This is a genomic window from Kitasatospora sp. NPDC059408 (genome assembly GCF_042751525.1).
In the GTDB taxonomy this organism is placed as follows: Bacteria; Actinomycetota; Actinomycetes; order Streptomycetales; family Streptomycetaceae; genus Kitasatospora.
This window is the reverse complement of record NZ_JBHYWI010000106.1, coordinates 1-25,427: the sequence shown is the minus strand read 5'-3', so window position 1 is coordinate 25,427 and position 25,427 is coordinate 1. Positions and strand designations below refer to the sequence as shown.

Genomic DNA, 25,427 nt, shown 5'->3' with positions numbered 1-25,427 from the left:
GGGCGCGGGTGCGGGCCGTTCTGGCGCAGCTCCTGGAGCCACTGCGGCGGGTTCGCCTGGAGGGCGGTGAGCTCCTCGCGGGAGACCGGGCCGTCCTGGAAGCTCGCCGGGGCGGCGTCGAGGTAGATCCCCAGCTTCTTGGCCGCCGTGGCCGGCTTCATGGTCTGGCTGGTCTTCTGCTTGAGCGATGTCATGAGGACAAGGGTAAGGGAGCGCGCGGGCACTTCCGGTCACGGTGGGTAGCGTCTCTGATCAGCGGAGGAATCCGATGCGGTCCTGCATGATCTTGCGGTTGCGGGATCGGTCGGTTCGGTTCCCACCTGGGAGGGGTGGCGTGGGCGTGCAGGTGGAAGCCCGCGCCCAGTGCCGCTCCGCGCGGCCGGTGGCCCGTGGTGGCTGTGCTGATAGTGGTCACGCCCTGGTGCCGGTGGGCTGCGCGGGGCAGCCGGGTCCGGCCCGTTGGTGCGTGTCCCTCCGGACGCTGGCCGGCCGGGCCCGTTGGCCCGGCCGGGGAGGGAACCTCACGTCGCCTGGGCGTGAGGCGGGTTGTTCGCGGTCGGGTGGGACCGGTCGTCGACCAGTCCGTCCGGGCCTTCGGGGTGGCCGTGATCACGGCCTTGGCCTCCATCGTGTCCACGACCGTGCGGATCGTCATGGTGTCGCCGGGGCGGGCGGTGACGGTCTTGGTCTGGTGGGCGAGGCCGCGTGCGGCGATCCTGCGCCAGGCGCCCTGGTCGCGGTCGCCCTGCCAGCCGCACTGCGGGTCTGGACAGATCGCCCATTTCCATCCCGGCACGGTGGGTCGGTCCGGGGCTTTGCGGTGTCGCAGCGGGGTGAGGCAGAACGGGCAGTGCTTGCTGGTGTTGCGCGGTGGCACGGTGACGACGGCGATGCCGACCGCGGAGGCGAGGTGGCGCATGCGGTCGGTGATCCGTCCGCGCACGGTCTGGGACAGTCGGGTGTTCTGCGTGCGGCCCATGCCGCCCGCCTCCATCGACCGCAGGTCCTCCAGGTAGATCACGCTGGTTCCGGCTGCGACGGCCTGGTCGACAGCCCAGCGGGCGGCGGACCAGGCCAGGGCTTCATTGAGGTTGGAGCGGCGCTGCGAGATGTGCCTGATCTCCTCGTTCAGCGTGGCTTGCTTGCCGTCCAGGACGGGATCGGCGAGCCGGGCATAGTGATCGGCCTTGGCACGCAGCCGTTCGAACTGCCGCCGGAGCCGGTGCTGCTTGGCCAGCGCGCCGGCGGCCCGGAACTGCGCGCCCGTGCCGAGCGCGGTCGTCTTCCCGTCGTCGTGGAGGCGGACGGCCCCGGCGGACAGAAGGGTGTTCAGGCCCCAGTCCACGCCGAGGGCCACGGTGTGGCCGGTCCTGCGGGCTTCGGGGACCGGGTGGGTGTGGGCGAGATCCGCCCGCACCTTCCCGTCGACGGTACGCAAGGTGGGCAGGTGGAGTACGGCATTCGCCGGGATCGTGGGCGGGAGCGCGATCGGGCAGGCCACCCACGCCCAGTCCCCGTATGTCTCCGGGGCGGGCCGCGTGGGCAGTTGCAACCGCAGGATCGCCTTCGCCGGGTCGGTTTCGCAGCGCTCGATGGTGGCCTGCTGCCGGTCGCAGGCGGCGAGCAGCAGCATGCGGGACACACGGGGCGTGGGTTCCAGCTCGAACACATCTGCCGGAAGGCGGCCGTTCCTGCGCTCGAATGCGGCGATCTGCCGGGTGCGGGACCTGATGACACCGGACGACAGATGCCCGCCGCCCGGTACGGCGGAGCGGACCGCGTCCCATTCCGCGGCGGTGCGTCCGGCCGGGTCGCCCGGCCACGTTGCCAGGACGCCGGACACCAGGCCGGCGCGCCATGCCACCGCCCGCAGGGAGCGACCGGCCTGTTCCTGGGCCATGCGCACGACCCGGTCGTTCACCTTCGCCGGGGCGGTCACGGTCCAGCCGAGGCGGCGCAGTGCCATCCAGGCGTTGGGCGGCAGCTTGCGGCCCCCGGCGTCCTCACCGGACGCCAGGATGTGCACGTCGGGGGTGTTCCAGTGCTCGGCGACGAGTCGCCCGGCCATGCGCGATACGAGTTCCAGGCACCACCCGATCCGCGCGGCCAGCGCGGGAACCGGGATGATCTCGCCGGTCTTCTCCTCCACGCCCGTGCGGATCATGATGCGGGCGCACGCCGTGCGGGAGGTCTCGCCGTCGGCGAGTGGAGGTTTCCGGCTCACGTCACGGGAATCTTCCTCGAATCCGCCCACGGCCGAAGCGCCACCGGGTGAACACCCGGATGCCTTACGGCTCTTGACGGTCGAAGGTGCTCCATGCAGTGAGCCTACGGTCACTGTGGGTCATTCAACAAATTCGTTAGCCTTGCCCTGTGACAGACATGCAGGTGAACCCGTCCTTCCGGCTCGCGTACGTCCCCGGCGTCACCCCCGGCAAGTGGGCGCGCGTCTGGGGCGAACGGCTCCCGGACGTCCCGCTCGACCTCCTCGCGGTGCCCGCCGCCGACGGCGAGCGGGCCCTGCGGGAGGGCGACGCGGACGCCGGCCTGGTGCGGCTGCCCGTCGACAAGGACGTGCTGAGCGCCATCCCGCTGTACACCGAGACCACCGTGGTCGTCTTCCCCAAGGAGCACTGGCTCGCGGCCGCCGAGGACGACGTCGCCCTCGCCGACCTGGCCGACGACGTCGTCTTCCACCCCCTGGACGACACCCTCGGCTGGACCGACCTGCCCGGGCGCCCCGCCATCGAGCGCCCGGCCACCACCGGCGACGCGATCGAGCTCGTCGCGGCCAACGTCGGCGTGCTGCTGGTGCCGCAGTCCCTCGCCCGGCTGCACCACCGGCGCGACCTCACCTTCCGGGCGGTCGCCGACGCGCCGCAGTCGCAGGTCGCGCTGTCCTGGCCGCAGGAGCGGACGACGGACCTGGTCGAGGAGTTCATCGGCATCGTCCGGGGGCGGACGGTGAACAGCTCGCGCGGGCGGGGCGCGGCCCCGGCCCCCGAGGCGAAGAAGGCCGAGCCGAAGAAGGCGGCGGCCCGCAAGCCGCAGCCCCAGAAGGCGGGCCAGAAGACCGGGCAGAAGTCCGGCCAGAAGCCGAGGCCGAACGCCGCCGCCGCCAAGCGGGGCAAGCCGAGGCGCGGCCGGTAGCCCGCTCCCGGGTGCCGGCCGGATCGAGTACCGGTCGGGCCGGGTGCTGGCCGGGGCCCGGCGGGGCGCGTACCGTCGGCCCCGCCCGCCCGCCCGGGGCGGAGCCGAGGGTGCGAGGAGAGCGGCCGTGTGGCACGACCTGGTAGTCGTCCAGATCCCGATCGTCGAGAAGGTCCTGCGCACGGTCGCCGTCTACGCGCTCATCCTGGTCCTCTTCCGGGTCGCCGGGAAGCGCGGGCTCGCGGGCCTCAACACCTTCGACATGGTGGTCGTCTTCCTGCTCTCCAACGTCGTCCAGAACGCGATCATCGGCAACGACAACAGCCTCCTCGGCGGCGCCATCGGGGCCGTCACGCTGATCGCGGTCAACTCGGCCGTCACGCGCCGGCTCGCCCGCGACCCGCGCGCCGCCCGCCTGCTGGAGGGCACGCCGACGACGGTCGTGCGGGACGGCGAGCTCGTCCCGGGCGCCCTGCGGGAGCTCGCGCTGCGCCCGTCCGAGCTGGAGCACGCGATCCGGGTCCAGAACGGCGACGACGTGAGCGGCGTCGCCCGCGCCCGCCTGGAGCCCGACGGCCAGCTCCTCGTCACCCTCAAGGCCGCCGAGCAGAGCGCGACCCGCGGGGACGTCGAGGAGCTCCGGCAGCGCCTGGACAGGATCGAGCGCCTCCTGGCCGACCTCGGCCGACGGCCCTGACCCGCCGGTGCCCGGTCACCGGCGGCGGGTGAGGGTGGCCGTGAAGGGGCGGGGGCACATCGCGGCGCTGCGCATCGGGCGGATGGGGCGGCCGGGGGCCGGGGTGACCGTCCAGCGGGCGGCGATGGTGGCGATGGCGAGGACGGCCTCGGTCGTCCCGAACGCGTCCCCGATGCAGCGGCGGGCCCCGGCGCCGAAGGGGGCGTAGGTGCCCAGGGTGGGGCGGGCGGTGTCGAGCCAGCGGTCGGGGTCGAAGCGGTCGGGGCACGGGAACAGGTCGGCCCGGCGGTGCAGCAGGTAGGGGCTGAACAGGATGGTCGCCCCGGCCGGGACGTGGTGCCCGCCCAGTTCGGTGCCGTCCCCGGTGACGACGCGGCTGAGGAGCCACGAGACCGGGTAGAGCCGCAGCGTCTCGCTGACGACGCGCGCGGTGAGCGGCAGGGCGGGCAGGTCCTCGTGGCGGGCGGGGCGGCCGTCGAGGACGGTGTCGAGCTCGGCGTGCAGGCGCTCGCGGACCGCCGGGTGGGCGGCGAGCAGCGTCCAGGTCCAGGAGAGCGTGGCGGCGGTGGTCTCCATCCCGGCGAGCAGGAAGGTGATCACCTGGTCGTGGATCTCCTCGTCGGTCAGCCCGCTGCCGTCCTCGTCGCGGGCGGCGAGCAGCATCGAGAGCAGGTCGTGGTGGTCGGTGCCGGCGGCGCGGTAGTCGGCGATGAGGCGGCGGGTGATCTCGGCGAGGTCGGCGCGGGCGCGGTGGTAGCGGCGGTTGCCGGGGGTGGGGATCCGGTCGGCGCCGGGCAGCGGCATCATGATCCGCCGGGCGACGCCGTGGGTGACGACGTCCATGGCCCGGTGGACGGGCAGGGCCCCGGCCCGCTCGTGGGCGGCGAAGAGGCAGCGGGCGGTGACGGCGGTGGTCAGGCGGTACATGGCGGCGGGGACGTCGACCACCTCGCCGTCGCGCCAGGGCGCGGTGACGCCGGCGATCTCGTCGGCCATCATCGCGGCGTAGCCGGGCAGCCGGTCGCGGTGGAACGCGGGCTGGAGCATCCGGCGCTGGCGGCGGTGCGCGGCGGCGGGGCAGGTGGCGAGGCCGTCGCCGAAGACCTCGCGGGCCTTGTCGACGACGAGCCCGCCCTTGTCGTAGGTGCGGTCCTCGGTGAGCATGCGGCGGACGAGGTCCGGGTGGCAGGCGACGTACGCGTCCATCGGGCCGAGCCGCAGCCGCACGAGGTCGCCGTGGGCGGGCAGGCCGGCCACGAAGGCGTACGGGCGGCGGACGAAGGCCGGGACGTGGCCGAGCAGGGGCAGGGCGCCGGGGGCGGTGGCCGAGGTGTACTGGGTGGGCACGGGCGTCACCTTGGGGGTGCGGGGGCAGGTGATCGGCAGCTTCCCCGGCGGGAGTCGGCGAAACGAGCGCCGGGCGGCGGGCTGGTGAACACGGGGGCGTGCGCCGAACACCCGTGCGCCGTCCGGGGGTTGGCCCGGGACCGGTCGGAGGGACGGCCGGCAGGGTGGTCGGCGGGGCGGTCGGCCGGGCCGGAGCGGGGCTATCCGCGGGCGCCGTCGCACGCCTAGACTGCCAACCTCTTGCGAGACTACCGGTCAGTAGGAATTGGGGAGTTGGGATGGCCGACGAGCGGGTCCACGCGTTCACCGACGACGCCCTCGGCGAGCACGACGCGGTGGCGCTCGCCGCCCTCGTGCGCGCCGGCGAGGTCAACCCCCGGGAGCTGGTCGCCGCGGCCGTCGCCCGCGCCGCCCGCGTCGACGACACGCTGCTGCCCCTCGCCCACGACTCCCACGACCGGCCGCGGATCAGCCGCGAGGGCATCGGCGGGCCGCTGTGGGGCGTCCCGACCTACCTCAAGGACAACGTCGACCTGCGCGGCCTGCCCACCGCCAACGGCAGCGCCGCCTACCGGGCCCGGCCCGCCCGGCGCAACGCCCGCTTCACCGACCAGTTCCTCGCCACCGGCCTCGCCGTCCTCGGCAAGAGCCGGATGCCCGAGTTCGGCCTCAACGCCTCCACCGAGTTCGCCACCGCCCAGCCCGTCCGCAACCCGTGGAAGCCCTCGCACTCGCCCGGCGCCTCCTCCGGCGGCGCGGCCGCCCTGGTCGCCTCCGGCGTCGTCCCGATCGCGCACGCCAACGACGGCGGCGGGTCGATCCGCATCCCCGCCGCCTGCTGCGGCCTGGTCGGCCTCAAGCCCACCCGCGGCCGGCTGGTCACCAACGCGCAGAGCGGCAAACTGCCGCTCGACATCGTCACCGACGGCGTCGTCACCCGCTCCGTGCGGGACACCGCCGCGTTCCTCGCCGCTGCCGAACGGCACCGCGCCGACCCGCAGTTGCCGCCGGTCGGCCTGGTCGAGGGCCCCGGGCGGCGCAAGCTGCGGATCGGCCTCGTGGTGGACTCGCCGATCGCCAAGACCGACGAACCCACCCGCCGCGCCGTCGAGGAGACCGCCGCCCGCCTGGAGGCCCTCGGCCACCACGTCGAACCGACGACCCTGCCCTTCGACGAGGGGTTCTCCCGCGACTTCGTCTCCTACTGGGGCTACATCGCCTGGGCGATCTCCGTCACCGGCAAGCTGATGTACGACCCCGGCTTCCGCGCCCGCGACCTCGACGGCCTCACCACCGGCCTGCGCCGGGGCTACCAGCGCGAGTTCCGCCGCACCCCGGGCGTGCTGCGCCGCCTGCGGGCCGCGGAGGCCACGTACGCGGACATCTTCCGCACCCACGACGCGGTCCTGTCCCCGGTGCTCGCCCACGTCGCCCCGCCGATCGGGCACCTGAGCCCGAACGTCGCCTTCGACGAGCTGATCGAGCGGCTGCTGCGCTACGTCGCCTTCACGCCGGTCAACAACGTCACCGGCGGCCCCGGCATCGCCCTGCCCACCGGCGCGGCCCAGAACGACCTCCCGATCGGCGTCCACCTCTCCGCCGCCCACGGCCAGGAGCGCCTCCTCCTGGAACTCGCCTTCGCCCTGGAGGCCGACCGCCCCTGGCGCCGCATCCAGGACTGAGCGGTCGGCCGCCGCGAGCGGTGTTGGACGCCGCGCGACCAGTGGGTGCCGAGCCTGCCGAGGCGCTGACCCCCCCGCCCCCCGCCCCCCGCCCCCCGACGCGCCCGGCCCCAGCTCCTACCCGCCCGGCGCCGCCACCGCCCTGGCCGCGCGGACCTCGTGGTGGACGCGGAACAGGGCGCAGTCCGGCGGCAGCGGCGCCTCCACGGCGGCGGCGGGCAGGGCGGTGCCGGTGCGCAGCGCCTCGGCCAGGTCGCCGAGCTCGCGGGTGACCGCGGCCACCTCGGCCCGGGAGGGGACGGGCGCGCCGTGCTCGACGCGGACCCTGGTCGCGGTCGTGGTGTCGACGATCCGCTCGACGGCGATCACCAGTGGCCACCACGCCTGGGCCCGGGCGCCGACCGGCGGAGGCTCGGTGAGCGCGCGCTGGAACTCGGTGCGCACGGCGGAGAGGTCCCGGTACAGGCGCCGCCGGTAGCGGGCGCGGGCGGGCTCGTCGCGGCCGGGGCCGGTGGTGAAGGCGAGCGAGACGTAGGAGGCGGTGTCGGCGACGGCCTCGGCCAGGCGGTCCCCGATGCGGGTGTGCCAGGACTCCGGCCACAGCAGGTAGCCGGCCAGCAGCGAGATGGCGCAGCCGATCAGCGAGTCGACGAGCCGGGGCAGCACGAGGTGGAAGCCCTGGTGGTTGAGCAGGTCGGAGAGCATGAGGATCACCGGTGTGATGGCCGCCGTCTGGAACGCGTACCCCTTGGCGGACAGCGCCGGGATCAGCGTCGCGAGCGCCGCCATCACCGGGACGTCCCACCAGCCGTGCGGCACCTCGGCCAGCACGGGGATCGCGATCAGCAGTCCGGCCGCGGTGCCGAAGGCGCGCAGCACCGCCCGGGAGAACACCGAGCCGAAGTCGGGCTTCATGACGAACGTGACGGTGAGCGTGACCCAGTACGAGCGGGGCACCGCGATCACCGACACCAGCACCTGCGCGAGGCCGATGCACAGCGCGAGCCGCAGCCCGTACCGCCAGGACGCGCCGGACAGCAGCAGGGCGCGCGCCGCCCGCCGGGCCCGTTCGTGCAGCCCGGCGGGCCGGCCGAGGCGGTCGTCGGCGGCGTACGGGTCCGGCGCGTCCTCCCGCACGACGGTGGCGGCGTGCCCGATGGCCTCGTCCAGCGCCCGGGTGGAAGGACCGGCGGGCTCCGGGAGCGCGAGCGCGGGGGACGGCCCGGTGCGGCCCGCCTCGACGGCGTCCGCGAGCCGTCGCACCGCCGCCGGGTAGGCGGCCGGCAGCGGGCCGAGGTCGCTCGGGCGCAGCTGGGCCGCCGAGGCCGCCTCGACCACCGGGATCACCGCGTTGAGCTGGGCGAGCAGCCGCACGAGGGTGGGCGAGCGGCCGTGCCGCCGGGCCCGGCGGGCGAGCAGCAGGTCGTAGGAGTGGTTGAGCGACTGGGTGAGGGCCTGGCGCGTCGCGTCGTAGCCGGGGGAGCCGGTGGCCTCCAGGAGCTCGGCGACGGCCCGGTACGTTCCGGCGACGACCGCGCGCTCGGGCGTGCCGCCGCGCAGCGGCCACGCGAGCAGGGTGAGGACGAGCACGACCCCGCCGCCCGCCAGGAGCAGCACCGGCGGCAGCCACCACGGGGACGGCAGCGGCAGACCCGCGCCGACCACGGCGTTGAGCAGCAGGAGCAGCCCGGACACCGAGGCGACCGCGCCGATCGACGAGATCATGCCGGAGACCAGCGCGATCAGCGTGAGCGCGACGACGGCCGTCCAGCCCTCGTGGAAGACCAGGGTGCCCAGCAGGACGCCGAGGGCGCCGAACAGCTGCGGCACGGCGATGTTGAACACCCGCATCCGGTAGGCGTCCGCGGTGTCCCCGATGACGCCGGACAGCGCCCCCATCGACACCAGCGCCCCGTACCCGGGCCGGCCCGCGGCCGTCCCGACGGCGAGCGGCGCGGCGAGCGCCACCGAGGCCCGGGCGGCCGCGGCCCACGGGATCGGCGCACGGGCGGGCCGCAGCCCCGCGGTCAGCCAGCCGGGCGGGGCGAGCCGGGCGGCTCGGGAGCGGCGTGCCATGGGAAAAAACTACGGCGAACCGCCCGGCCGGGCCCCCGGAACGCGGCCTACGTCAGGAGTCGTAGCGTGAGGGGGACCGCAGACCGAAGCGTGGCACGGCGTCCGGTCACCAGGATGGGCGCGGACGATCTTCGTGCCCCCGGTGTCGCGGGGCCGGAAGGGAAGTACGGCGGATGGACGGCGTGGACGGCGTGGACGGCGTGGACGGCGCACGGAGCCGGACGGCACTGGTCGAGGACCTCATGGAGCGGTTCCCCGACGTGCCGCGCGAGGCGGTGATCAAGGAGGACCTGCTGCGCGGCGGCATGGCCTTCGACGAGTCCGCGCTGAGCGGCAGCGGCGGGGACGGCACGGGGGAGGTCAAGCCGAAGTCGTACTTCATCTTCTCCTTCGACCACCGCACCCTGCCCGAGCTCGGCGCCGCCGCGCTCAACCGGCCGCCGGAGGAGATCGTGCTGACCGGCGGTCCGTACGGGCTGCGCCGCACGGTGGTGTCGGTGCGGGTGAACCCCGACTCGCCGTACCGGGTGGGCGCGGGCGAGGACGGCGCGCTCGGGCTGTACCTGGACGGCGCGCGGATCGCGGACGTGGGCCTGCCGCCGATGCCGGACTACTACCGGCACACGCTGGAGAAGGGAAGCCGGTGATGGAGGTGGCCCCGACCTGCCGGGGTAGGCGCCCGCCGCAACGTACGGCACCCGCTGCAACGTACCGACGGCCGTCCGGGTTCACGCCCGGGCGGCCGTTTTTATGTCAATTTCCGAAACAATACCTCCGGGGTTATGTCCCTCGGCGAAACATAAAGCGAACCGTGGCGGTGGCCTTGAGCTGCGTGGATTTCCCTATTGGCAATCCGCGGTTGAGGGTTGACACCATTAGTTGGTCTAGTCCAACGTAGGTGACGCGCCGTTCGGCGACGGCTGAGGCGGGGTGAGGTGCCCTGCCGCGCCGACGAGTTGGCCGCCCGACCTGGTGAGAATTCCGGTCCATCGCGCCCGCACTCGTCCATCGGGGAAGCGCTGCGCCGAACACGAACCATGGAGTGACTTGCTCATGCCGAAGCCTGACGGATATCTGCACCGGGCCGCCTCCGAACGCCCCTACTTCTCCGCGGACGGAGAGTCCTACCTCGCGCAGACCGCCCTGCGGGACATCCGGAAGACCCGGCCGCTGCGCGTCCTGTCCGAGGAGGACCTGGAGTTCTGGCGGACGTACGGCTACGTCGTCGTGAAGGAGGCCGTCCCGGCCGACGCGGCCCGGCGCCTGCTCGACTTCGCCTGGGACTTCCAGGGCCTGTCCCCGGACCGGCCCGAGGACTGGTACCGGGAGCGGGACTACCGCGACGAACTCGACCAGCACCTGCACATCTACGGCTTCGTCGAGGCCTACCACCACCAGCTGATCTGGGACAGCCGCCAGTCGCAGCGGGTCTACGACGCCTTCGTCGACGTGTGGGACTGCGAGGAGCTGTGGGTCACCCTCGACCGGCTCAACCTCAACCCGCCCAACGTCCGCAACCGTGACCGCGCGCTCATCGAACCCACCGACCGCGGCTTCGACATCGAGCTGCACTGGGACGTCGACACCACGCTCGGCATGCTGCCGCAGCGCGTCCAGGGCATCATCGCGCTCAACGACACCGAGCCCGACCACGGCGGCTTCCAGTGCGACCCGGAGCTGTTCCGCCGGTTCAACGCGTGGCAGGCCGCCCAGCCGGCCGACCGCGACCCGCTCCGACCGGACGTCGACCGCACCGAATTCCCGGTCGTCCGACCCGAGTTGCGGGCCGGTGACCTGCTGATCTGGAACGGCTTGCTGGCCCACGGCGTCGAGCGCAACACCTCCGCCGCCGGCGTCCGCGCCGTGCAGTACCTGTCGATGATGCCCGCACTGGAGGAGGCCGAGGACATGCGCCGCTCGCGCGTCGACTCCTGGCGCACCCTGAGCACACCGGACTGGAACCGCACCCTCGTCGGCGACGCCGACAAGCCCGAGGCGCTGCGCTACGGCCCCGCCGAGCTCACGGAACTGGGCGAGAAGCTGCTCGGGCTCAGGTCCTGGAACGGCGGGGAGTCCGCCGGGGCGGGGGAGTAGCGTGCGGCGCAGAATCTGCCTGACCCTGCCGACCAACCGGGCCTGCGCCGGGACGATCGCCGCGACCGGTGCCGAAGCCGCCCACGCGGCACGGGCGTTCGACGTCGAGGTGCACCTGCTGATCCTGGACTCCGCGGACGGGCCGACGTACGACGAGCACGCCAAGGCCGTCGCCGCGCTCCCCGCGACGGAGCACGTCGTCGTCCACCACCTCGACGAGGACGCCCAGCGCGCCTTCCTGTGGGACGTCATCGTGCGCTCCGAACTCCCGGACGCGGAGCACCTGTTGGAGCTCATGCTGCCGGACGCCGTGTCCTACGGCGCCTGCACCAACCGCGCGTTCCTGATCGCCGCCGCCCTCGGCTGCACCTCCGTGCACCGCCGCGACTCCGACAGTCGCTACCAACTCCTCGACGGCGAACCGGTTTTCCCCGTCGACCACGAACTCGCCACCCTCGGCCGGCGGGCCGCCGACGCGGCCGGATCCGTCACCGGGAACACCCTCGACCCGGCCCACGCGGACAAGCCGGTCAGCCTCGTCGGCGCCTCCTTCATCGGTGAACTCTCCGTCGACATCGGCGAGATGCGCGAAGCCGACCCCGACGTCCACCGCGAGGTCGTCGGCCTCTGGGCGCCCACCGGCGCCACCGAGGAGGAGCGGCGCGAACTCGTCGCCGAATCCTTCGCCGGGGCCGGCAGCGAACCGTTCACCCACGACCGCGCCGTCCTCGACCTGCCCGACATCTGGCGTGTCGACATGTGCAACATCGCCCTCGACCACGAGGTCTACGAGCGCGTCCCGCTGCCGCCCGCCACCGCGACCATCGGCAGCGACTACTTCCTCCTGCACCTCGTCCGCGACGCGACCCTGCCCGGCGTCGTCCACAACCGGCACATCGTCAACTACTACACGCCGGAACGGCGCACCGGCGCCGGCTTCACCGCCTACCAGCTGCGCTTCGCGAAGTTCCTGCTCTCCATGCTCTACCTCTACCCGGTCTACTCCGAGATGGAGGCCGCCGGCGACGCCCTGCTCGACGCCGGCCACCGCGTGCGCGCGGACGTCATCGCCGACGCCGCCCGCCGCAGCGCCGCGACCGACCGCGCGGAGAACCACCGACGGCTCGCCGTCCTCGACCGCTGCTACCGCCAACTGGGCAGCAAGTACGCCGAGTTCGCCGACCACCTGGCACCCCTGCGGGCGGACCTGCTCGACGAGGCGCAGGCGGACATCGAGGACTTCGCGCTGCTGACCGACGCGTGGGGTCCGCTCGTACGGGCGAGCCGGGCCACCCCAGCCGACCGGCTGCCGTGCTAGCGACCAGGAGCCGCACCCACATGTCACGCGAGACTGCCGAACCGGCCGCGAAGCTCCATACGACCGTGCACCCGCACGCCCCGCACCGCTCCTCCCTCCAGGGCGCCCTCCCGCAGGGCCCCGACGCACCCACCCCCGTCCACGACCCCTCGGCACTGCGCGCCGCGCTCGCCGCCGCCACCGACGACCGGATCATCTACGACCTCGACGGCATCGCCGCCCAGTACGCCGCCCTGACGGCCGAACTCCCGGGCGCCGACGTCCGGTTCGCCCTCAAGGCCTGCCCGGTCGACGAGGTCCTCGCCCGCCTGGCCGGCCTCGGCGCCGGCTTCGACGCGGCCTCCCCGCAGGAGATCGCCCAGGCGCTGCGCACCGGCGTGGGCGCCGGGCGGATCCACTACGGCAACACCGTCAAGTCCGACGCGAACATCGCCGAGGCCTACCGGCTCGGCGTGCGCGACTTCGCCACCGACTGCCTGGAGGACGTCGAGGCGATCGCCGAACACGCCCCCGGCTCGCGGGTGTTCTGCCGCCTGGCGACCACCGGGGAGGGTGCGCTGTGGGGCCTCAGTCGCAAGTTCGGCTGCTCGCCCGAGGACGCCGTCCGGGTGCTGGAGGCGGCCCGCGCGGCCGGCCTGACCCCGTCCGGCCTGTCCGTGCACGTCGGCTCGCAGCAGATGACCGCCGAGGCCTGGCACGCCGCGATCGACGCGCTGGCCGCCGTCGTCGAGGCGCTCAACTGGCGGGGCATCACGCCCGCGACCATCAACCTCGGCGGCGGCCTGCCCGCCCTCGGGGTGCTCGACCGGAGCGGCCGGCCGCTGCACCCGCCGCTGGACAAGATGTTCGCCGTCATCCGCGAAGGCATGGACCGGCTGCGCGAACTCTCCTCCGGGCCGGTGGAGTTCATCATCGAGCCCGGCCGCCACCTGGTCGCCGACCACGGCGCGATCCGCGCCCACGTCGCGCGGCTCACCTCCCGCCGCCAGCTCGACGGCACCAGGGAGGACTGGCTCTACCTGAGCTGCGGCAAGTTCAACGGCCTGTACGAGATGGACGAGCTGCAGTACCGCCTGGAGTTCCCGACCCACCCCGGCGGCCAGTTCGTCAACGCCGTCGTCGCCGGCCCGACCTGCGACAGCGACGACGCGTACCGCGCGCTGGAGGACGGACTCGTCCGGGTGCCCCGCGCGATCGCCTCCGGCGACCCGGTGTGGGTGCACGCGTGCGGCGCGTACGCGACCGCCTACGCCACCCGCGGGTTCAACGGCTTCGAACCGCTCCCGTACAGCTGCATAGGAGGCGGAGAGTGAGCGCCGACATCCGGATCCGGCCGGTGCGGGAAGGGGACTGGGACGCCATCGTCGCCCTGGAGGCCCGCGCCTACGCCGACCACGGCCTCTCCGAGGGCCGCGAGGCGCTGCGCTCCCGGCACGCCGCCTCGCCCGGCACCTGCTACGTGCTGGAGCACACCGGCGGCGTCGGCGGCTACCTGCTCGCCCTGCCCTACCCGCTGTTCCGCAGTCCGGACCTGAGCCTCGGCGAACGGCCGGGAGCCGCGCGGCCGGGCGCGAGGCCCAGCAACCTGCACGCCCACGACCTGGTGATCGCCGAGGAGTTGCGCGGCCGGGGCCTCGCGCCGCGCCTGATGCGCCACCTGCACGACACCGCGCGGACGGCCGGCTACCGGACGGTCTCGTTGGTCGCCGTCCTCGGCGCCCAGGCCGTGTGGGCCCGGCTCGGCTACCGCGCCCGGCCCGAGATCGGCCTGCCGGAGAGCTACGGGCCCGGGGCCGTCTACATGGCGATGCCCCTGCGGCCCGCCACCGCTCCCGAGCTCCCCGCCCTCACCGCCGTCCCCACCCTCGCCACCGAACTGGGCTGATGCACATGATCCGCGTCCGCGACGACTTCCGCCGGCACCAACTCGCCATCGCCGCACTGTTCTTCGTCCTCGGCTTCCAGTACGCGACCTGGGTCTCCCGGGTGCCCGCGCTCAAGGCCAGGCTCGACCTGAGCGAGGCGCAGATCGGGCTGCTGCTGATGACCTGCGGGGTCGGCGCGGCGGTGTCCTTCCCGCTGGTCGCCGTGCTGATGCGACGGGTCGGCTCCCGGCTGCTGTCGGTGCTGTCCGCGCTGGCGCTCGGCGGGGTGCTGCTCGCGCTGTCGGCGGTGCCGAACTACGCCGTCACGCTGTTGGTGCTGTTCTGCGACGGCATCGCGGTCGGCTGCCTGAACGTCGCGATGAACGCCCAGGGCGCGGCGCTGGAGGCCCGCTTCGGACGCACGACGATGTCCCGCCTGCACGCGACGTTCAGCGCGGGCTCGCTGCTGGCCGCGCTGCTCGCCTCGGCCGTCACCGCGGCCACCGACACCATGGCGGTGCACTTCGGCGTCGCGGTCGCGGTGCTGGTCGCGCTGGTCGCGCTCGCGCGCCCGGCGCTGCTGGCGGAGGACCCCGCCGCCCAGGAGGAGGCCGCCCCGGGGAAGAAGGACCGCCGCCGGTTCGCCCTCCCCGCGATGGCGACGCTGTGGATGGGCCTCGCGATGGTCTTCGGCACCGTCACCGAGGGCGCCATGAACGACTGGTCGGCGCTCTACCTCAAGGACGTCGTCCAGGCGAGCGCCGGCATCGCGCCGCTGGGCATCGCCGTCGTCTCGGTCATGATGGTGCTCGCCCGGATCTTCGCCGACGGCTGGCGCACCCGGTTCGGCGACGGCCGGATCGTCCGCGCCGGCAGCCTGCTGGCCGCCGCCGGCCTCGCCCTCGCGCTGCTCTCCGGCGGCGTGGTGCCGACCCTCCTCGGCTTCGCGTGCGTCGGCCTCGGTGTCGCCGCCGTCACCCCGTGCGTCTACGTCGCCGCGGCCCGCCGGGGCTCCGACGCGCTGTCCCTGGTGGCCGCCATGGGCACCACCGGCCTCCTCGCCGGCCCCGCCGTGATCGGCTTCATCGCCGACGGCGCCGGCCTGGTCTGGGGCATGGCCGCCGTCGCGGCCTCGGCCGGGGTCGTCTCCCTGTGCGCCCTCCGGATCCAGTGGCCCGCCCCGACCGCCGCCGACCCGCTCGACGCCCGCCTCGCCCCCGACGCGACCTGACGGTCGCCTCCTGAACCTCGCCCGGCACGCCGACGCCCCCGTCGTGGACGTGCCGGGCGAGTCCGTTTCGCGGCGCCCGTGCTCAGCCGTCCGTGCTCAGCCGTCCGCCGGGGCCGGCCCGACGGCGGTCCCGGTGATGGCGTGCCGGGCCAGCCGGTCGCGCAGGCGGGTGAGCCGGGCGATCTCGGCGTCCAGCGCGGCCAGTCGGCGGGCCACCACCGGGGCGAAGGTCTCCGGTGCCGGCGGTTCGCCGGCGCAGCGGTGCGGCGCGTCCGTGTCGAGCAGGTCGAGCCGGTGCGCGCGGGCGGCGACGTCCTCGACGGTCAGGCCGAGTGCCAGCAGCTCCCGGATCGCCCGGATCCGGACGATCTCGGCCCGGCCGTACTCGCGCTGGCCCGAGGGCGAGCGGGCCGGTGGGCTGAGCAGGCCCCGCTGTTCGTAGAAGCGCAGCGCCCTGGGCGTGGTGCCCGCCGCCGCCGCGGCGTCGCCGATCCGCATTCCCGTCCTCCCGCCGTCACCGTGCACGTCCACCGCTCGCCTGCAGTCGACCTGCAGGTCGCCTGCAGACCGCGTACAGCTCGCCTAGAGCTCGACGATCAGGGCCCCGAAGGCGTCCCCGTCGATCAACCGACGCAACGCCGCCGGCGCCCGATCGATGCCCGCGACCCGCGTGTGCGGGAAGGAGATGAGGCCCGCACGCAGCCAGGCGCCGAAGCGCTCGCGCCACTCGGCGTCGAGGCCCGGGTGGTCGGCGCCCCGGAACCCGCGCAGCGTCACGCCCTTGACGATCAAGGGGAGGCCGTCCAGGACCGTCGGGGCGGTGCCGCCCCGCCCGTCCGGCGCGAGCTGCCCCGACAGCGCCCCGACCAGGGCGAACCGCGCACCCGGCCGGGCCGCCGCCGCGGCGGCCGTCAGCTGCTCGCCGCCGACCGTGTCCAGCAGCACGTCGATCCCGTCCGGCGCGGCCGCGGCGAGCTGCTCCGCGAACGGCTGCCCGCCGCGCACCAGCACGGCGTCGTAGCCGAACTCGGCGGTGAGCCGGGCGGCCTTGGCGGCCGAGCCGGTGGTGCCGATGACCCGGGCCGCGCCGAGCAGCCCGGCCACCCGGCCGGCCAGGCTGCCGACCGCCCCCGCCGCGCCGGTCACCAGCACGACGTCGCCCTCCCGCACCCCGGCCGTGCGGGCCAGCCCGCCGTAAGCCGCGACGCCGGGGGAGAGCAGGGCGACCGGGTCCGGCAGGCCGGCGTCGACGGGCGTGAACGCGGCGGCGTCCGCGACCGCGTGCTCCCGCCAGCCGTGCATGTGCGTGACCGGGTCACCCGGGCGCAGCGGGCCGTCCGCGGGCGCGGCCAGCACCTCGCCGAGGGCCGGCCCGAACAGCGCGTCCCCGGGCCGGATCGGGGGCAGCGGCAGGCCGCCGGCCTCGCGGCCGATCAGGGTGCGCAGGCCGGGGAAGACCAGGAAGGCCCGGTTGCGGACCAGCACCTCGCCCGGTCCGGGGGCCGGCAGCGGCTCCTCGACGACGGCGAAGTGCCCGGGCTCGGGCAGTCCGGCGGGGTCGGCGGTCAGCCGGACGACGCGGGTGGTGGCGGGCAGGGCCATGGCGGGCCTCCTCGGGCGGGCGCGGCGGGCTCTCCGCCGCGGTGCCGGGACGCTAAACCCTGACGTGCGGGTCAGGGGCAAGCCCGGGAAGCGCTCTGACGGGCCGTCTTCTAGAGTCGCCATGGAACGCGTGTACGAGATCCAGAGCCGCACCGAGAGGCAGTACCGCCATGAACGAGCAGGCGCCCGAGCCGTTCGAGCCCGTCGACGAGGACTGGGGGACGGCGCTCGCCGTCGTCGCGCACCCCGACGACATGGAGTACGGCGGGGCCGCCGCCGTCGCCCGCTGGACCGGGCAGGGCAAGAAGGTGGTCTACGTGATGGTCACGAGCGGCGAGGCCGGTATCGACTCGATGGGCCCCGAGGAGTGCGGGCCGCTGCGCGAGGCCGAGCAGATCGCCTCGGCGGCCGTGGTCGGCGTCGACACCGTCGAGTTCCTCGGCCACCCGGACGGCGTGCTGGAGTACGGGCTGGCGCTGCGCCGCGACATCGCCCGCGCCGTGCGCCGGCACCGGCCGGACATCGTGATCACGAGCAACTTCCGCGAGACGTACGGCGGGACGATGCTCAACCAGGCGGACCACGTCGCGGTCGGCCGGGCCACCCTGGACGCCGTCCGGGACGCGGGCAACCGGTGGGTGTTCCGCGAGCTGGCCGAGGAGGGGTACGAGCCGTGGAACGGCGTCCGGCAGGTCTGGGCGGCCGCCTCGCCGGAGGCCCGGCACGCGGTGGACACCACGGACACCTTCGACCTGGGCGTCGCCTCGCTGCGGGAGCACAAGGCGTACCTCGCCGGGCTGGGCGGCCCGATGGCGGACCCGCGCGAGTTCCTGGAGGGCTTCGGCCGGGGCGCGGGCAGCCGGCTCGGGGTGCGCTTCGCGGTGCCGTTCGAGGTGTTCCCGCTGCGCTAGTCCGCGTTCGTGCCGTCCTCGTTCGTGCGGTCCTCGTTCGTGCCGCCCTCGGAGTCCTCGGTGCCCTCGGAGCCCTCGGCGTCCTCGCGGCGCCGGCGCCGGTAGCGCACCACCTGGCGCGCCAGGAGGGCGGCGACGAGGACCCCGAGCCCGACCGCGAACCAGAGCTGGTAGCGGATCGCCGTGCGGTACACCGTGCCGATGTTGGCGCCGGCGACGAACCCGAACGTCCCCCACGCGGCCGTCCACAGCGCCGCGCCGATGACGTTGAAGACGGCGAACCGCCGCCAGGGCATCTCGGTGGTCCCGGCGATGATGCCGTTGGTCTGGCGCAGCCCGTCCACGAAGCGGGCCACCGCGACGACCTTCCCGCCGTGCGTGGCGAAGAAGCCGTCCGCGCGCTCCATCCGGGCGGGGGTGAGCAGCACGTACCGGCCCCAGCGGTGGACGAACGCGCGCCCGCCGGTGCTGCCGATCAGGTAGCCGAGGGAGTTGCCGAGCGTCGCGGCGACGAAGGCGATCACCAGGACGGCGGCGAAGTCGAGGTGCCCGGTGCCGGCGTAGACGCAGGCGAGCACGAGGATGGTCTGCCCGGGCACCGGGATGCCGCAGTTGTCGAGCAGCACGAGCAGCGCCACCGCCAGGTACCCGTAGTGGTCCAGCAGTGGCGCGAGCCCGGCCAGTGCCCCGGGCAGCGGGGTCGCGGGGGTGGACACCGCTCCTCACCACCTCGCCCGGGTCGGGGGCGGGGCGGCGGGCGCGTCGGTCAGCGGTCCGCCAGACGGGGTTCGATGTTGCAGTCGGGGCCCGGGTAGACGAGTCCCTCGTGGCCGTCCTCGAAGCGCACCACGTACGGCGGTTCGCCGTTCGTGCCGCGCACCTCGATGATCTCGCCCTTCTGGTCCGTCATGCCCACCGACCTGCTGTGGATGTGGAGCTGGTCACCTACTGCCGCGTGCATGGGTCTGCTCCTCGGGTCGCGGTGGCCGCGTCGGCGGCCGGTCTGCCTTCCACTGTGCTGCGCGGTGAGCGGCCCCGCAACGGCTCGGGCGGACGGGACGGGACGGGGCCCGCGTGGTGCTACGCGAGCTGCTCCGCCAGGTAGCTGCGCACCAACCGCTTGCATTCGGCGATCAGCGCCGGGTCCCCGTCCGGGTCGCCCCGGAAGGCCAGCTTGAGGACCGCGTCGGCGGCCTCCAGGGCCACCCGCAGGGCGAGCGTGAGGGCGGCCGGGTCGCTCGCCGCGAAGAGCTCGCCGCCGAGCGCCTGCAGGCGCAGCGCGACGGCGGTGTTGTTGTCCACGCCCGCGTCGAGCAGGTGCCGTTCGTCGCGCAGACCGGACGGGACGGCGGCGCCGGCGAGCCCGAAGTCGAGCTGCCCGAAGCCGGGCACGGCGCGCTTCATCGCGACGAACTCCTCCACCGCGAGGTCGGTGAAGCGGGCCGGGCCGACCGGGGCGGCCTGCGCGAGCCGGCCGTCCAGGCGCTGGAGGTAGTGGTCGAGGTTGCGGCTCGCGAGCGCGGCGAGCAGGTCCTCCTTGCCAGCGAAGAACTGGTACAGGGTGCCGATCGGCACCTGGGCGCGGGCGGCGACCTCCTTGGTCGTGAGCGCGGTGGGGCCGACCTCGTCGAGCAGCCCGGCGCAGGCGTCCAGGATGCGGCCGTACCGCTCCTGGCTGCGCTGCTGGACGGGCTTGCGCCGTCCGGGGGGTACGTGACTCCACGTGTTCGCGCTCATAGGGCTCACTGTGCCGCATTCGGCCAGGTGGGGGCGAATCAACGGGGGGAGGGGCGGGACCCCGCGCGGGACCCCGGGGAAATGATTGACAAACTCAACCTTTCACGTCTAGCGTCGGTATTGCTTCAAGTGATGAAACATCGATGTGCGCAAGCCATCCCGAAGGACCGCGAGAACCCCATGACCGCATTGTCCGGACCCTCCGCCCACGCCTCCGCCGAGGACATCCCCGCCGCCGTCGCCCGGCTGCGGGCCGCGTTCGACACCGGCCGCACCCGCCCGCTCGCCGACCGCCTCGACCGGCTCGCCGCCCTGCGCGCCCTGCTCACCGAGCAGGCCGAGGTGTTCCAGGAGGCCCTCCGCGCCGACCTCGGCAAGAGCGCCGCCGAGTCCTACCGCAGCGAGATCGGCTTCACGCTCAACGAACTCGACCACACCGTCGCGCACTTGGCCGAGTGGCTGCGCCCGCGCCCGGCCGCCGTCCCGGAGCCGTTCCGGCCCGCCGAGGCCACCGTCGTCCGTGACCCGCTGGGCGTCGTGCTGATCATCGCGCCGTGGAACTACCCGCTCCAGCTGGCCCTGTCGCCGCTGGTCGGCGCCCTGGCCGCCGGGAACACCGCCGTCGTCAAGCCCAGCGAGCTCACGCCGGCCACCTCCGCGGCCATCGCCGAGCTGCTGCCGCGCTACCTGGGCGAGACCGTCGCCGTCGTCGAGGGCGCCGTCCCGGAGACCACCGCGCTGCTGGAGCAGCGCTTCGACCACATCTTCTACACCGGCAACGGCACCGTCGGCCGCATCGTCATGGCCGCCGCGGCCCGGCACCTGACCCCGGTCACCCTCGAACTCGGCGGCAAGAGCCCGGTCGTGGTCGAGCCCGGTGCGGACCTCGCCGTCACCGCCCGCCGGATCGCCCGCGGCAAGTTCCTCAACGCCGGCCAGACCTGCGTCGCCCCGGACTACGTGCTCGCCGTCGGCGACACCGCCGCCGAGCTTGAGAAGGAACTCGCCGCCGCCGTCCACGAGTTGTACGGCGACGACCCGGCCGCGGCCGAGCACTACGGGCGCATCGTCAGCGAGCGCCACTTCGACCGGCTCACCGCGTTCCTCGGCGACGGCCGGACGGTCACCGGCGGCGCCCACGACCGCGCGGCCCGCTACCTCGCCCCGACCGTCCTCGCCGACGTCGAGCCCACCGCCCCGGTGATGCAGGACGAGATCTTCGGCCCGATCCTGCCCGTCCTCACCGTCCCCGACCTGGACGCGGCGATCGCCTTCATCAACGAGCGCGACAAGCCGCTCGCCCTGTACGCCTTCACCGAGTCGGCCGAGACCAAGCGCCGCCTGGCCGAGGAGACGTCGTCGGGCGCGCTCAACTTCGGCCTGCCGGTCCTGCACCTGGCGATGCCCGAGCTGCCGTTCGGCGGCGTCGGCGGGAGCGGCATGGGCCGCTACCACGGCGAGTACTCGATCGACACGTTCAGCCACCTCAAGGCCGTCGTCGACAAGCCCCTCGTCTGAGCCCTGAGCCCCTCACCCCTTCCACCTCCCTGGAGACCACACCGATGACCCCGCTCGACCACAGCGCCGCCGTCGCCGCCGAGACCGCCCGCTTCGTCGGCGCCGTGCGGGCCGCCGACCCGGCCACCCCGGTGCCCACCACCCCCGGATGGACCCTCGCCGACCTCGTCCAGCACGCGGGCAGCGTCCAGCGCTGGTTCACCGTCCTGCTGCGGCAGCGGATCCAGGAGCGGCCCACCAGCCGGGACGTCGACCTCAAGCTGCCCGAGCGGGCCGAGGCGTTCCCCGACTGGCTGGCCGACGCGGCGGCCGAGGCCGGCGAGGCCTTCGCGGCGACCGACCTCGACGCCCCGATGTGGGCCTGGGGCGCCGACCAGCACGCCCGCTTCTGGGTGCGCCGGATGCTGTTCGAGACCCTCGTCCACCGCGTCGACGCCGAGCTCGCCCTCGGCGGCACGGCGGACATCGCCCCGGGGCTCGCCGCCGACGGCGTCGACGAGTTCCTCACCAACCTGCCGCACGCGGCCTTCTTCGCCCCGGGCACCGCCGAGCTCCGCGCCGAGGACCGCACCATCCGCTTCGCCCGCACCGACGGCGACGGCACCTGGCTCGTCCGCCTCCGCCCCGACGGCTTCGGCCTCGACCGCGACGCCGCGCACGTCCCGGCCGACGCGACCGTCTCCGCCACCGCCGCCGACCTGCTGCTCCTCCTGTACGGCCGGGTCGACCGCGCCTCGGAGGGCGTCGCCGTCGCGGGCGACGAGGCGCTGCTGGCGCTCTGGTTCGCCAACTCCGCCTTCTGACCGGCCAGGTGGGGTCCGTCGGTCGGCGGACCCACCTCCGGTCGCCTCAGGCGTTCGCGCCGCTCATCGGCCCGTCCGGCCCGTCCGGCACGGCCGCCGGCTGCTCCGCCTCGGCGGCCGCCTGCAGGTAGCCCGCGAGGCGGTTCCGGAGGTCCGTCGTCCAGAAGTCGTCGTCGCCGTCGTCGTTCTCGGGGACCGTCCGTCGATTCCGGGCCATCGCCCGGAGCAGATCGATGCCCAGACCCGCGTTCCCGTGTTCCTCGCAAGCCTTGTGGAACCGGACGAGGTGCCCGACGGGCGCGGAGCTGGCCATGGCGGTCAGGAGGCCCGACCGCTCCCCGCTCGGCTCGTCCTGGTCGGCGATCCAGCGGAAGAGGTCGATCGGCCGGCGCACGCAGGCGAGGGCGTACTCGACCGTGATCCCGTCGTGCAGACGGCGCCGGTCCCTGAACTCCCGGGCGAGGGCCATGACGTCGCGGACCGGGTGGCCGAGCGCGACCTGCTCGATGAGGTTGTCCGCGGCCTCGTCCTGGTCGGCGTCCCGCAGGTAGGAGACCGCCTCGCACATGCCCGTCAGATCGCCCGTGCCGCCCCTCTCCCGCAGTTCGAGCTCGGCGTTCGTCGCGCGCGTGAGCTCGTCGAGGGTCCGGGCGTACACCTCGCGCAGGCGCAGGACGGCTCCGGCCTGGCGGATCTGGTCCTCCAACTGCGCGATGCGGTCGAGAGCGGCGTCCCGCTGCTCGGTCAACCCGCGGACTTCCTCCCGGCTCCGGGAGGTCAGGTGTTCCAGGGCTTCCTCCGCGTTCCGCCGGAGCTCACGTTCGTCCCGGAGCTCCTGCTGGAGGCCGTCCATCTCCCGGAGCGTCTGGGCGCGGTGCAGGTCGAGGTCCTCACGCGCGTCGGCGAGCTCGAACTCGCGGGCCTGGAGCGGGCTTCGCGCGCGGGCCGCCGCGTACATCAACGCCCGGGTCGCCGCGACCTCCTCGGGGGAGACACAGGTGCCCTCCTGCTCGGCGATCAGCTCGTGGAGCCGCGCGGCGAGCTCCCGGCGGGGCACCTCACGGCCGTTGAAGAACTTCGACAGGCGGGTCCGGTCGACCCGCAGTCCGTCGCCGCTCAGCCGCCCGGCCAGTTCCTCCGACGAGAGCCCGATGCGGCCCCGCAACTCCCGCAGACGCTGCGCACAGCGCCGCTCCGGCTCCGACAGCCGTTCGTCCAGCGGGGACAACCCCCGTGGTGCGGGCATCTGCTCCCGCGTCACGCCGTGCCTCCTCCATGTTGTGCGGCCGGCAACTTGCGTCGGGCCGACGCACGATGCCGTTGCGACCTGACGCAACCACCGTGCCGGCCATTGTGATGGGACCGTCCCCCGTTGGTACCGTCTACGGAGATTCGAGTGCGCCGAAAGCGACGTTCCCCGCGCCCGTTCCTGGAGTTCCGGGTAGGAGGCTTCCGCCTGACCCTCCAGTCCCGCCCGCGCCGGCTGGTCCTGCTGCTCGGACCCGCGGTCAGCGTGACGGCCGGGTGGCTGGCGCTCCGCAGGTAGTGGACGGACGTCCTGCCGTGTTCGATATTGATCAGTCCATGGCAAATTGCGCAGCTTCGCGCAGGTCGCGATCCCGGGCTGTCCGGCCGGTCGTTCGGGAATCGCCCAGGGCTGCGCAGGTGTCGTGCCCCGGGGCTACACTCCGGTCATGCTCAAAGCTGATCGCGCCGCACGGATCCTGTCCCACATCTCGGAGGCGGGAAGCGCGGACGTGCACGCGCTCGCCGGGCTGCTCGGGGTGTCGGGGGCCACGGTCCGCCGGGACCTCCAGGAGCTGCACGACCAGGGTCTGCTGCACCGCACCCGCGGCGGGGCCGTCACCGGGGCGGTCAACCTCGAACTGCCGCTGCGGCACCGCAGCGAGAAGCAGCAGGAGGAGAAGCGCCGGATCGCCCGCGCCGCGGCCGAACTCGTGCCCGAGGGCGCGGTCGTGGGCCTCACCGGCGGCACGACGACGAGCGAGCTGGCCCGGGTGCTGGCCGAGCGCGGCGGCGTCACCGTCGTGACCAACGCCGTCAACGTCGCGGCCGAGCTCATCGTCCGCCCCGAGATCCGCCTGGTGGTGATCGGCGGCATCGCCCGCTCGGCGAGCTACGAGCTGATCGGCCCGGCGGCCGAACGGATGCTCTCCCACTACCACTTCGACGTGTCGTTCGTCGGCGTCGACGGCCTCACCCCGCACGAGGGCTGCACGACGCACGACGAGATGGAGGCCCAGACCGACCGCGCGTTCCTGCGCGGCAGCGCGCGGTCGGTGGTCCTGGCGGACAGCACCAAGGTCGGCCGGGTCACCTTCGCGTCGATCTGCCCGCTCGCCGAGGTGCACGACATCGTGACGGACACCGGCATGACGGACGCCCAGGAGAAGGCCATCGCGGACTGCGGGGTGCGCGTCCAGCGGGTGTGAACGCCGCTGCCGGGGCGGTTACTTGACCGAGCCGGCGGTCAGGCCCGAGACGACGTGCCGTTCGATCACCGCGAACAGGACGACGACGGGCACGATCGCGACGAGCGACGCGGCGAACACCTGGTTCCACTGCACGCTGTAGGCGCCGATCATGTTGTTGATCCCGACGGTCAGCGGCTGCCGGTCCGGGGAGGTCGTCAGGGTCAGGCCCATGATGAACTCGTTCCAGGCCGCGATGAACGTGAAGATCACCGCCGTCACCACCCCCGGCAGCGCCAGCGGCAGCGTGACGCGCCACAGCGCGCCCAGCCGCCCGGTGCCGTCGATCCGGGCCGCCTCCTCCAGCTCCACCGGGATCGCGGCGATGTAGGCGCTGAGGATCCAGATCGCGAACGCCAGGTTGAACGCGGCGTTGGCGAGCACCAGCACGAGGACCGTGTCCAGCAGGTCGAGCGCGTAGAACTCCCGGTAGAGGCCCACCTGGAGCGCCGTCGGCTGGAACATCTGCGTGACGAGCACCAGCAGCAGGAACGCCCGGCGCCCCCGGAAGCGGACCCGCGCCGTGTAGTACGCGGCGGGCAGCGCGACCAGCAGCACCAGCAGCGTCGAGCCGCCCGCGACCACCAGGGTCACCTGGAGGTTCTGGCCGAGCGTCGTGTCCCGCCACACCGCGGTGAACGACGACCAGTCGAAGTGGCCCGGCAGGTAGCCGTTGTCGCGCAGCTCGCCGGCCGGGCGGCCCGCCGTGACGAGCATCTCCAGGTACGGCAGCAGGAACAGGGCCGCCAGCGCCCAGGCGGCGGCGGCCGGCAGCAGGGTACGGGGGTCGAAGCGTTTCACTGGCCCTGCTCCTCGTTCCAGCGGCTGACCTTGAGGAAGAGCAGCACCATGACGATGACGGCGGCGAAGTTGACGACGGACATGGCGGCGGATTCGGCGACGT

The 25,427-nt window shown here is 74.1% G+C and carries 24 protein-coding genes and 1 pseudogene; 14 read left to right on the top strand and 11 right to left on the bottom strand.

Annotated elements, in window-relative coordinates; all coding sequences use genetic code 11:
* On the bottom strand, window positions 1-194 hold a 194-nt coding region (locus tag ACFXDE_RS39405; RefSeq protein WP_380499129.1), incomplete at its 3' end, for a DUF5997 family protein.
* On the bottom strand, window positions 191-2,224 hold the full coding sequence (locus tag ACFXDE_RS39400; protein ID WP_380499128.1) for a zinc ribbon domain-containing protein: 2,034 nt from the start codon (window positions 2,222-2,224) through the stop codon (window positions 191-193). The genes ACFXDE_RS39400 and ACFXDE_RS39405, both read right to left, overlap by 4 nt.
* A 158-nt stretch (window positions 2,225-2,382) precedes the next feature.
* Between ACFXDE_RS39400 and ACFXDE_RS39395 the strand changes: the two genes are divergently transcribed.
* Both ACFXDE_RS39395 and ACFXDE_RS39390 read left to right on the top strand, forming a co-directional pair.
* Entirely contained in the window at window positions 2,383-3,150 is a 768-nt protein-coding gene (locus ACFXDE_RS39395; RefSeq protein ID WP_380445159.1) for a LysR family substrate-binding domain-containing protein, read from the top strand.
* Between the two features lie 127 nt (window positions 3,151-3,277).
* Complete coding sequence (locus ACFXDE_RS39390) at window positions 3,278-3,847, top strand: DUF421 domain-containing protein (RefSeq protein WP_380499127.1); 570 nt, start codon at window positions 3,278-3,280, stop codon at window positions 3,845-3,847.
* 15 nt (window positions 3,848-3,862) lie between these two features.
* Here ACFXDE_RS39390 and ACFXDE_RS39385 read toward each other — a convergent pair whose 3' ends face one another.
* Entirely contained in the window at window positions 3,863-5,194 is a 1,332-nt protein-coding gene (locus ACFXDE_RS39385) for a cytochrome P450 (RefSeq protein ID WP_380499125.1), read from the bottom strand.
* A gap of 278 nt (window positions 5,195-5,472) precedes the next feature.
* Here ACFXDE_RS39385 and ACFXDE_RS39380 point away from each other — a divergent pair, with 278 nt between their 5' ends.
* Window positions 5,473-6,876 (top strand): amidase, encoded by a 1,404-nt coding sequence (locus ACFXDE_RS39380; RefSeq protein ID WP_380445130.1) that lies wholly within the window; start codon window positions 5,473-5,475, stop codon window positions 6,874-6,876.
* 117 nt (window positions 6,877-6,993) lie between these two features.
* Here the strand turns inward: ACFXDE_RS39380 and ACFXDE_RS39375 are convergent, their stop codons facing one another.
* Window positions 6,994-8,952 carry an FUSC family protein gene (locus tag ACFXDE_RS39375; protein ID WP_380499124.1) on the bottom strand — a complete coding sequence of 653 codons (1,959 nt, stop codon included), beginning with the start codon at window positions 8,950-8,952 and terminating at the stop codon, window positions 6,994-6,996.
* Between the two features lie 173 nt (window positions 8,953-9,125).
* On the opposite strand from ACFXDE_RS39375, the pseudogene ACFXDE_RS39370 reads away from it, so the two are divergent.
* From ACFXDE_RS39370 to ACFXDE_RS39345, 6 genes and pseudogenes are all read left to right on the top strand, one after another.
* Window positions 9,126-9,616, top strand: a pseudogene (locus tag ACFXDE_RS39370) (radical SAM protein); the annotation flags it as partial.
* Window positions 9,617-10,005: 389 nt separating this feature from the next.
* A complete protein-coding gene (locus ACFXDE_RS39365; RefSeq protein ID WP_380499123.1) occupies window positions 10,006-11,046 on the top strand; it encodes a phytanoyl-CoA dioxygenase family protein in 1,041 nt (346 codons plus the stop codon).
* A 1-nt stretch (window position 11,047) separates the two neighbouring features.
* The gene (locus ACFXDE_RS39360; protein ID WP_380499122.1) at window positions 11,048-12,364 is read left to right on the top strand and encodes a DUF6271 family protein; all 1,317 of its coding nucleotides are present in this window, start codon (window positions 11,048-11,050) and stop codon (window positions 12,362-12,364) included.
* 20 nt (window positions 12,365-12,384) lie between these two features.
* Complete coding sequence (locus ACFXDE_RS39355; protein WP_380499121.1) at window positions 12,385-13,677, top strand: type III PLP-dependent enzyme; 1,293 nt, start codon at window positions 12,385-12,387, stop codon at window positions 13,675-13,677.
* Window positions 13,674-14,249 carry a GNAT family N-acetyltransferase gene (locus ACFXDE_RS39350; RefSeq protein ID WP_380499120.1) on the top strand — a complete coding sequence of 192 codons (576 nt, stop codon included), beginning with the start codon at window positions 13,674-13,676 and terminating at the stop codon, window positions 14,247-14,249. The genes ACFXDE_RS39355 and ACFXDE_RS39350 overlap by 4 nt, the downstream gene beginning before the upstream one ends.
* A gap of 5 nt (window positions 14,250-14,254) precedes the next feature.
* Complete coding sequence (locus ACFXDE_RS39345; RefSeq protein ID WP_380499131.1) at window positions 14,255-15,460, top strand: MFS transporter; 1,206 nt, start codon at window positions 14,255-14,257, stop codon at window positions 15,458-15,460.
* Window positions 15,461-15,556: 96 nt separating this feature from the next.
* Here ACFXDE_RS39345 and ACFXDE_RS39340 read toward each other — a convergent pair whose 3' ends face one another.
* Complete coding sequence (locus tag ACFXDE_RS39340) at window positions 15,557-15,958, bottom strand: MerR family transcriptional regulator (protein ID WP_380499119.1); 402 nt, start codon at window positions 15,956-15,958, stop codon at window positions 15,557-15,559.
* A gap of 84 nt (window positions 15,959-16,042) precedes the next feature.
* Window positions 16,043-17,062 (bottom strand): zinc-binding dehydrogenase, encoded by a 1,020-nt coding sequence (locus ACFXDE_RS39335; RefSeq protein ID WP_380499118.1) that lies wholly within the window; start codon window positions 17,060-17,062, stop codon window positions 16,043-16,045.
* A 170-nt stretch (window positions 17,063-17,232) separates the two neighbouring features.
* Here ACFXDE_RS39335 and ACFXDE_RS39330 point away from each other — a divergent pair, with 170 nt between their 5' ends.
* Window positions 17,233-17,973 carry a PIG-L deacetylase family protein gene (locus ACFXDE_RS39330; protein ID WP_380499117.1) on the top strand — a complete coding sequence of 247 codons (741 nt, stop codon included), beginning with the start codon at window positions 17,233-17,235 and terminating at the stop codon, window positions 17,971-17,973.
* Here the strand turns inward: ACFXDE_RS39330 and ACFXDE_RS39325 are convergent.
* The 3 genes from ACFXDE_RS39325 to ACFXDE_RS39315 all read right to left on the bottom strand — a co-directional run bounded on the left by ACFXDE_RS39325 (window position 17,970) and on the right by ACFXDE_RS39315 (window position 19,710).
* The gene (locus tag ACFXDE_RS39325; protein WP_380499116.1) at window positions 17,970-18,689 is read right to left on the bottom strand and encodes a DedA family protein; all 720 of its coding nucleotides are present in this window, start codon (window positions 18,687-18,689) and stop codon (window positions 17,970-17,972) included. The two genes, ACFXDE_RS39330 and ACFXDE_RS39325, sit on opposite strands and share 4 nt — an antisense overlap.
* Before the next feature lie 50 nt (window positions 18,690-18,739).
* Window positions 18,740-18,934, bottom strand: coding sequence for a DUF1918 domain-containing protein (locus tag ACFXDE_RS39320; RefSeq protein WP_359959525.1), 195 nt, complete (start codon window positions 18,932-18,934; stop codon window positions 18,740-18,742).
* Window positions 18,935-19,053: 119 nt separating this feature from the next.
* Window positions 19,054-19,710 (bottom strand): TetR/AcrR family transcriptional regulator, encoded by a 657-nt coding sequence (locus ACFXDE_RS39315; RefSeq protein WP_380499115.1) that lies wholly within the window; start codon window positions 19,708-19,710, stop codon window positions 19,054-19,056.
* Between the two features lie 180 nt (window positions 19,711-19,890).
* Here ACFXDE_RS39315 and ACFXDE_RS39310 point away from each other — a divergent pair, with 180 nt between their 5' ends.
* On the top strand, window positions 19,891-21,228 hold the full coding sequence (locus tag ACFXDE_RS39310) for an aldehyde dehydrogenase family protein (protein ID WP_380445141.1): 1,338 nt from the start codon (window positions 19,891-19,893) through the stop codon (window positions 21,226-21,228).
* A 44-nt stretch (window positions 21,229-21,272) separates the two neighbouring features.
* On the top strand, window positions 21,273-22,031 hold the full coding sequence (locus tag ACFXDE_RS39305; protein ID WP_380499114.1) for a maleylpyruvate isomerase family mycothiol-dependent enzyme: 759 nt from the start codon (window positions 21,273-21,275) through the stop codon (window positions 22,029-22,031).
* Between the two features lie 46 nt (window positions 22,032-22,077).
* Here ACFXDE_RS39305 and ACFXDE_RS39300 read toward each other — a convergent pair whose 3' ends face one another.
* Entirely contained in the window at window positions 22,078-23,292 is a 1,215-nt protein-coding gene (locus tag ACFXDE_RS39300) for a hypothetical protein (RefSeq protein ID WP_380499113.1), read from the bottom strand.
* Window positions 23,293-23,427: 135 nt separating this feature from the next.
* Between ACFXDE_RS39300 and ACFXDE_RS39295 the strand changes: the two genes are divergently transcribed.
* Window positions 23,428-23,577, top strand: a complete 150-nt coding sequence (locus ACFXDE_RS39295; RefSeq protein WP_380445144.1) for a hypothetical protein — start codon at window positions 23,428-23,430, stop codon at window positions 23,575-23,577.
* A gap of 148 nt (window positions 23,578-23,725) precedes the next feature.
* Window positions 23,726-24,484 carry a DeoR/GlpR family DNA-binding transcription regulator gene (locus ACFXDE_RS39290; protein WP_380445145.1) on the top strand — a complete coding sequence of 253 codons (759 nt, stop codon included), beginning with the start codon at window positions 23,726-23,728 and terminating at the stop codon, window positions 24,482-24,484.
* Between the two features lie 18 nt (window positions 24,485-24,502).
* Here the strand turns inward: ACFXDE_RS39290 and ACFXDE_RS39285 are convergent, their stop codons facing one another.
* On the bottom strand, window positions 24,503-25,345 hold the full coding sequence (locus tag ACFXDE_RS39285) for a carbohydrate ABC transporter permease (RefSeq protein ID WP_380499130.1): 843 nt from the start codon (window positions 25,343-25,345) through the stop codon (window positions 24,503-24,505).
* Window positions 25,346-25,427 lie beyond the last annotated feature (82 nt).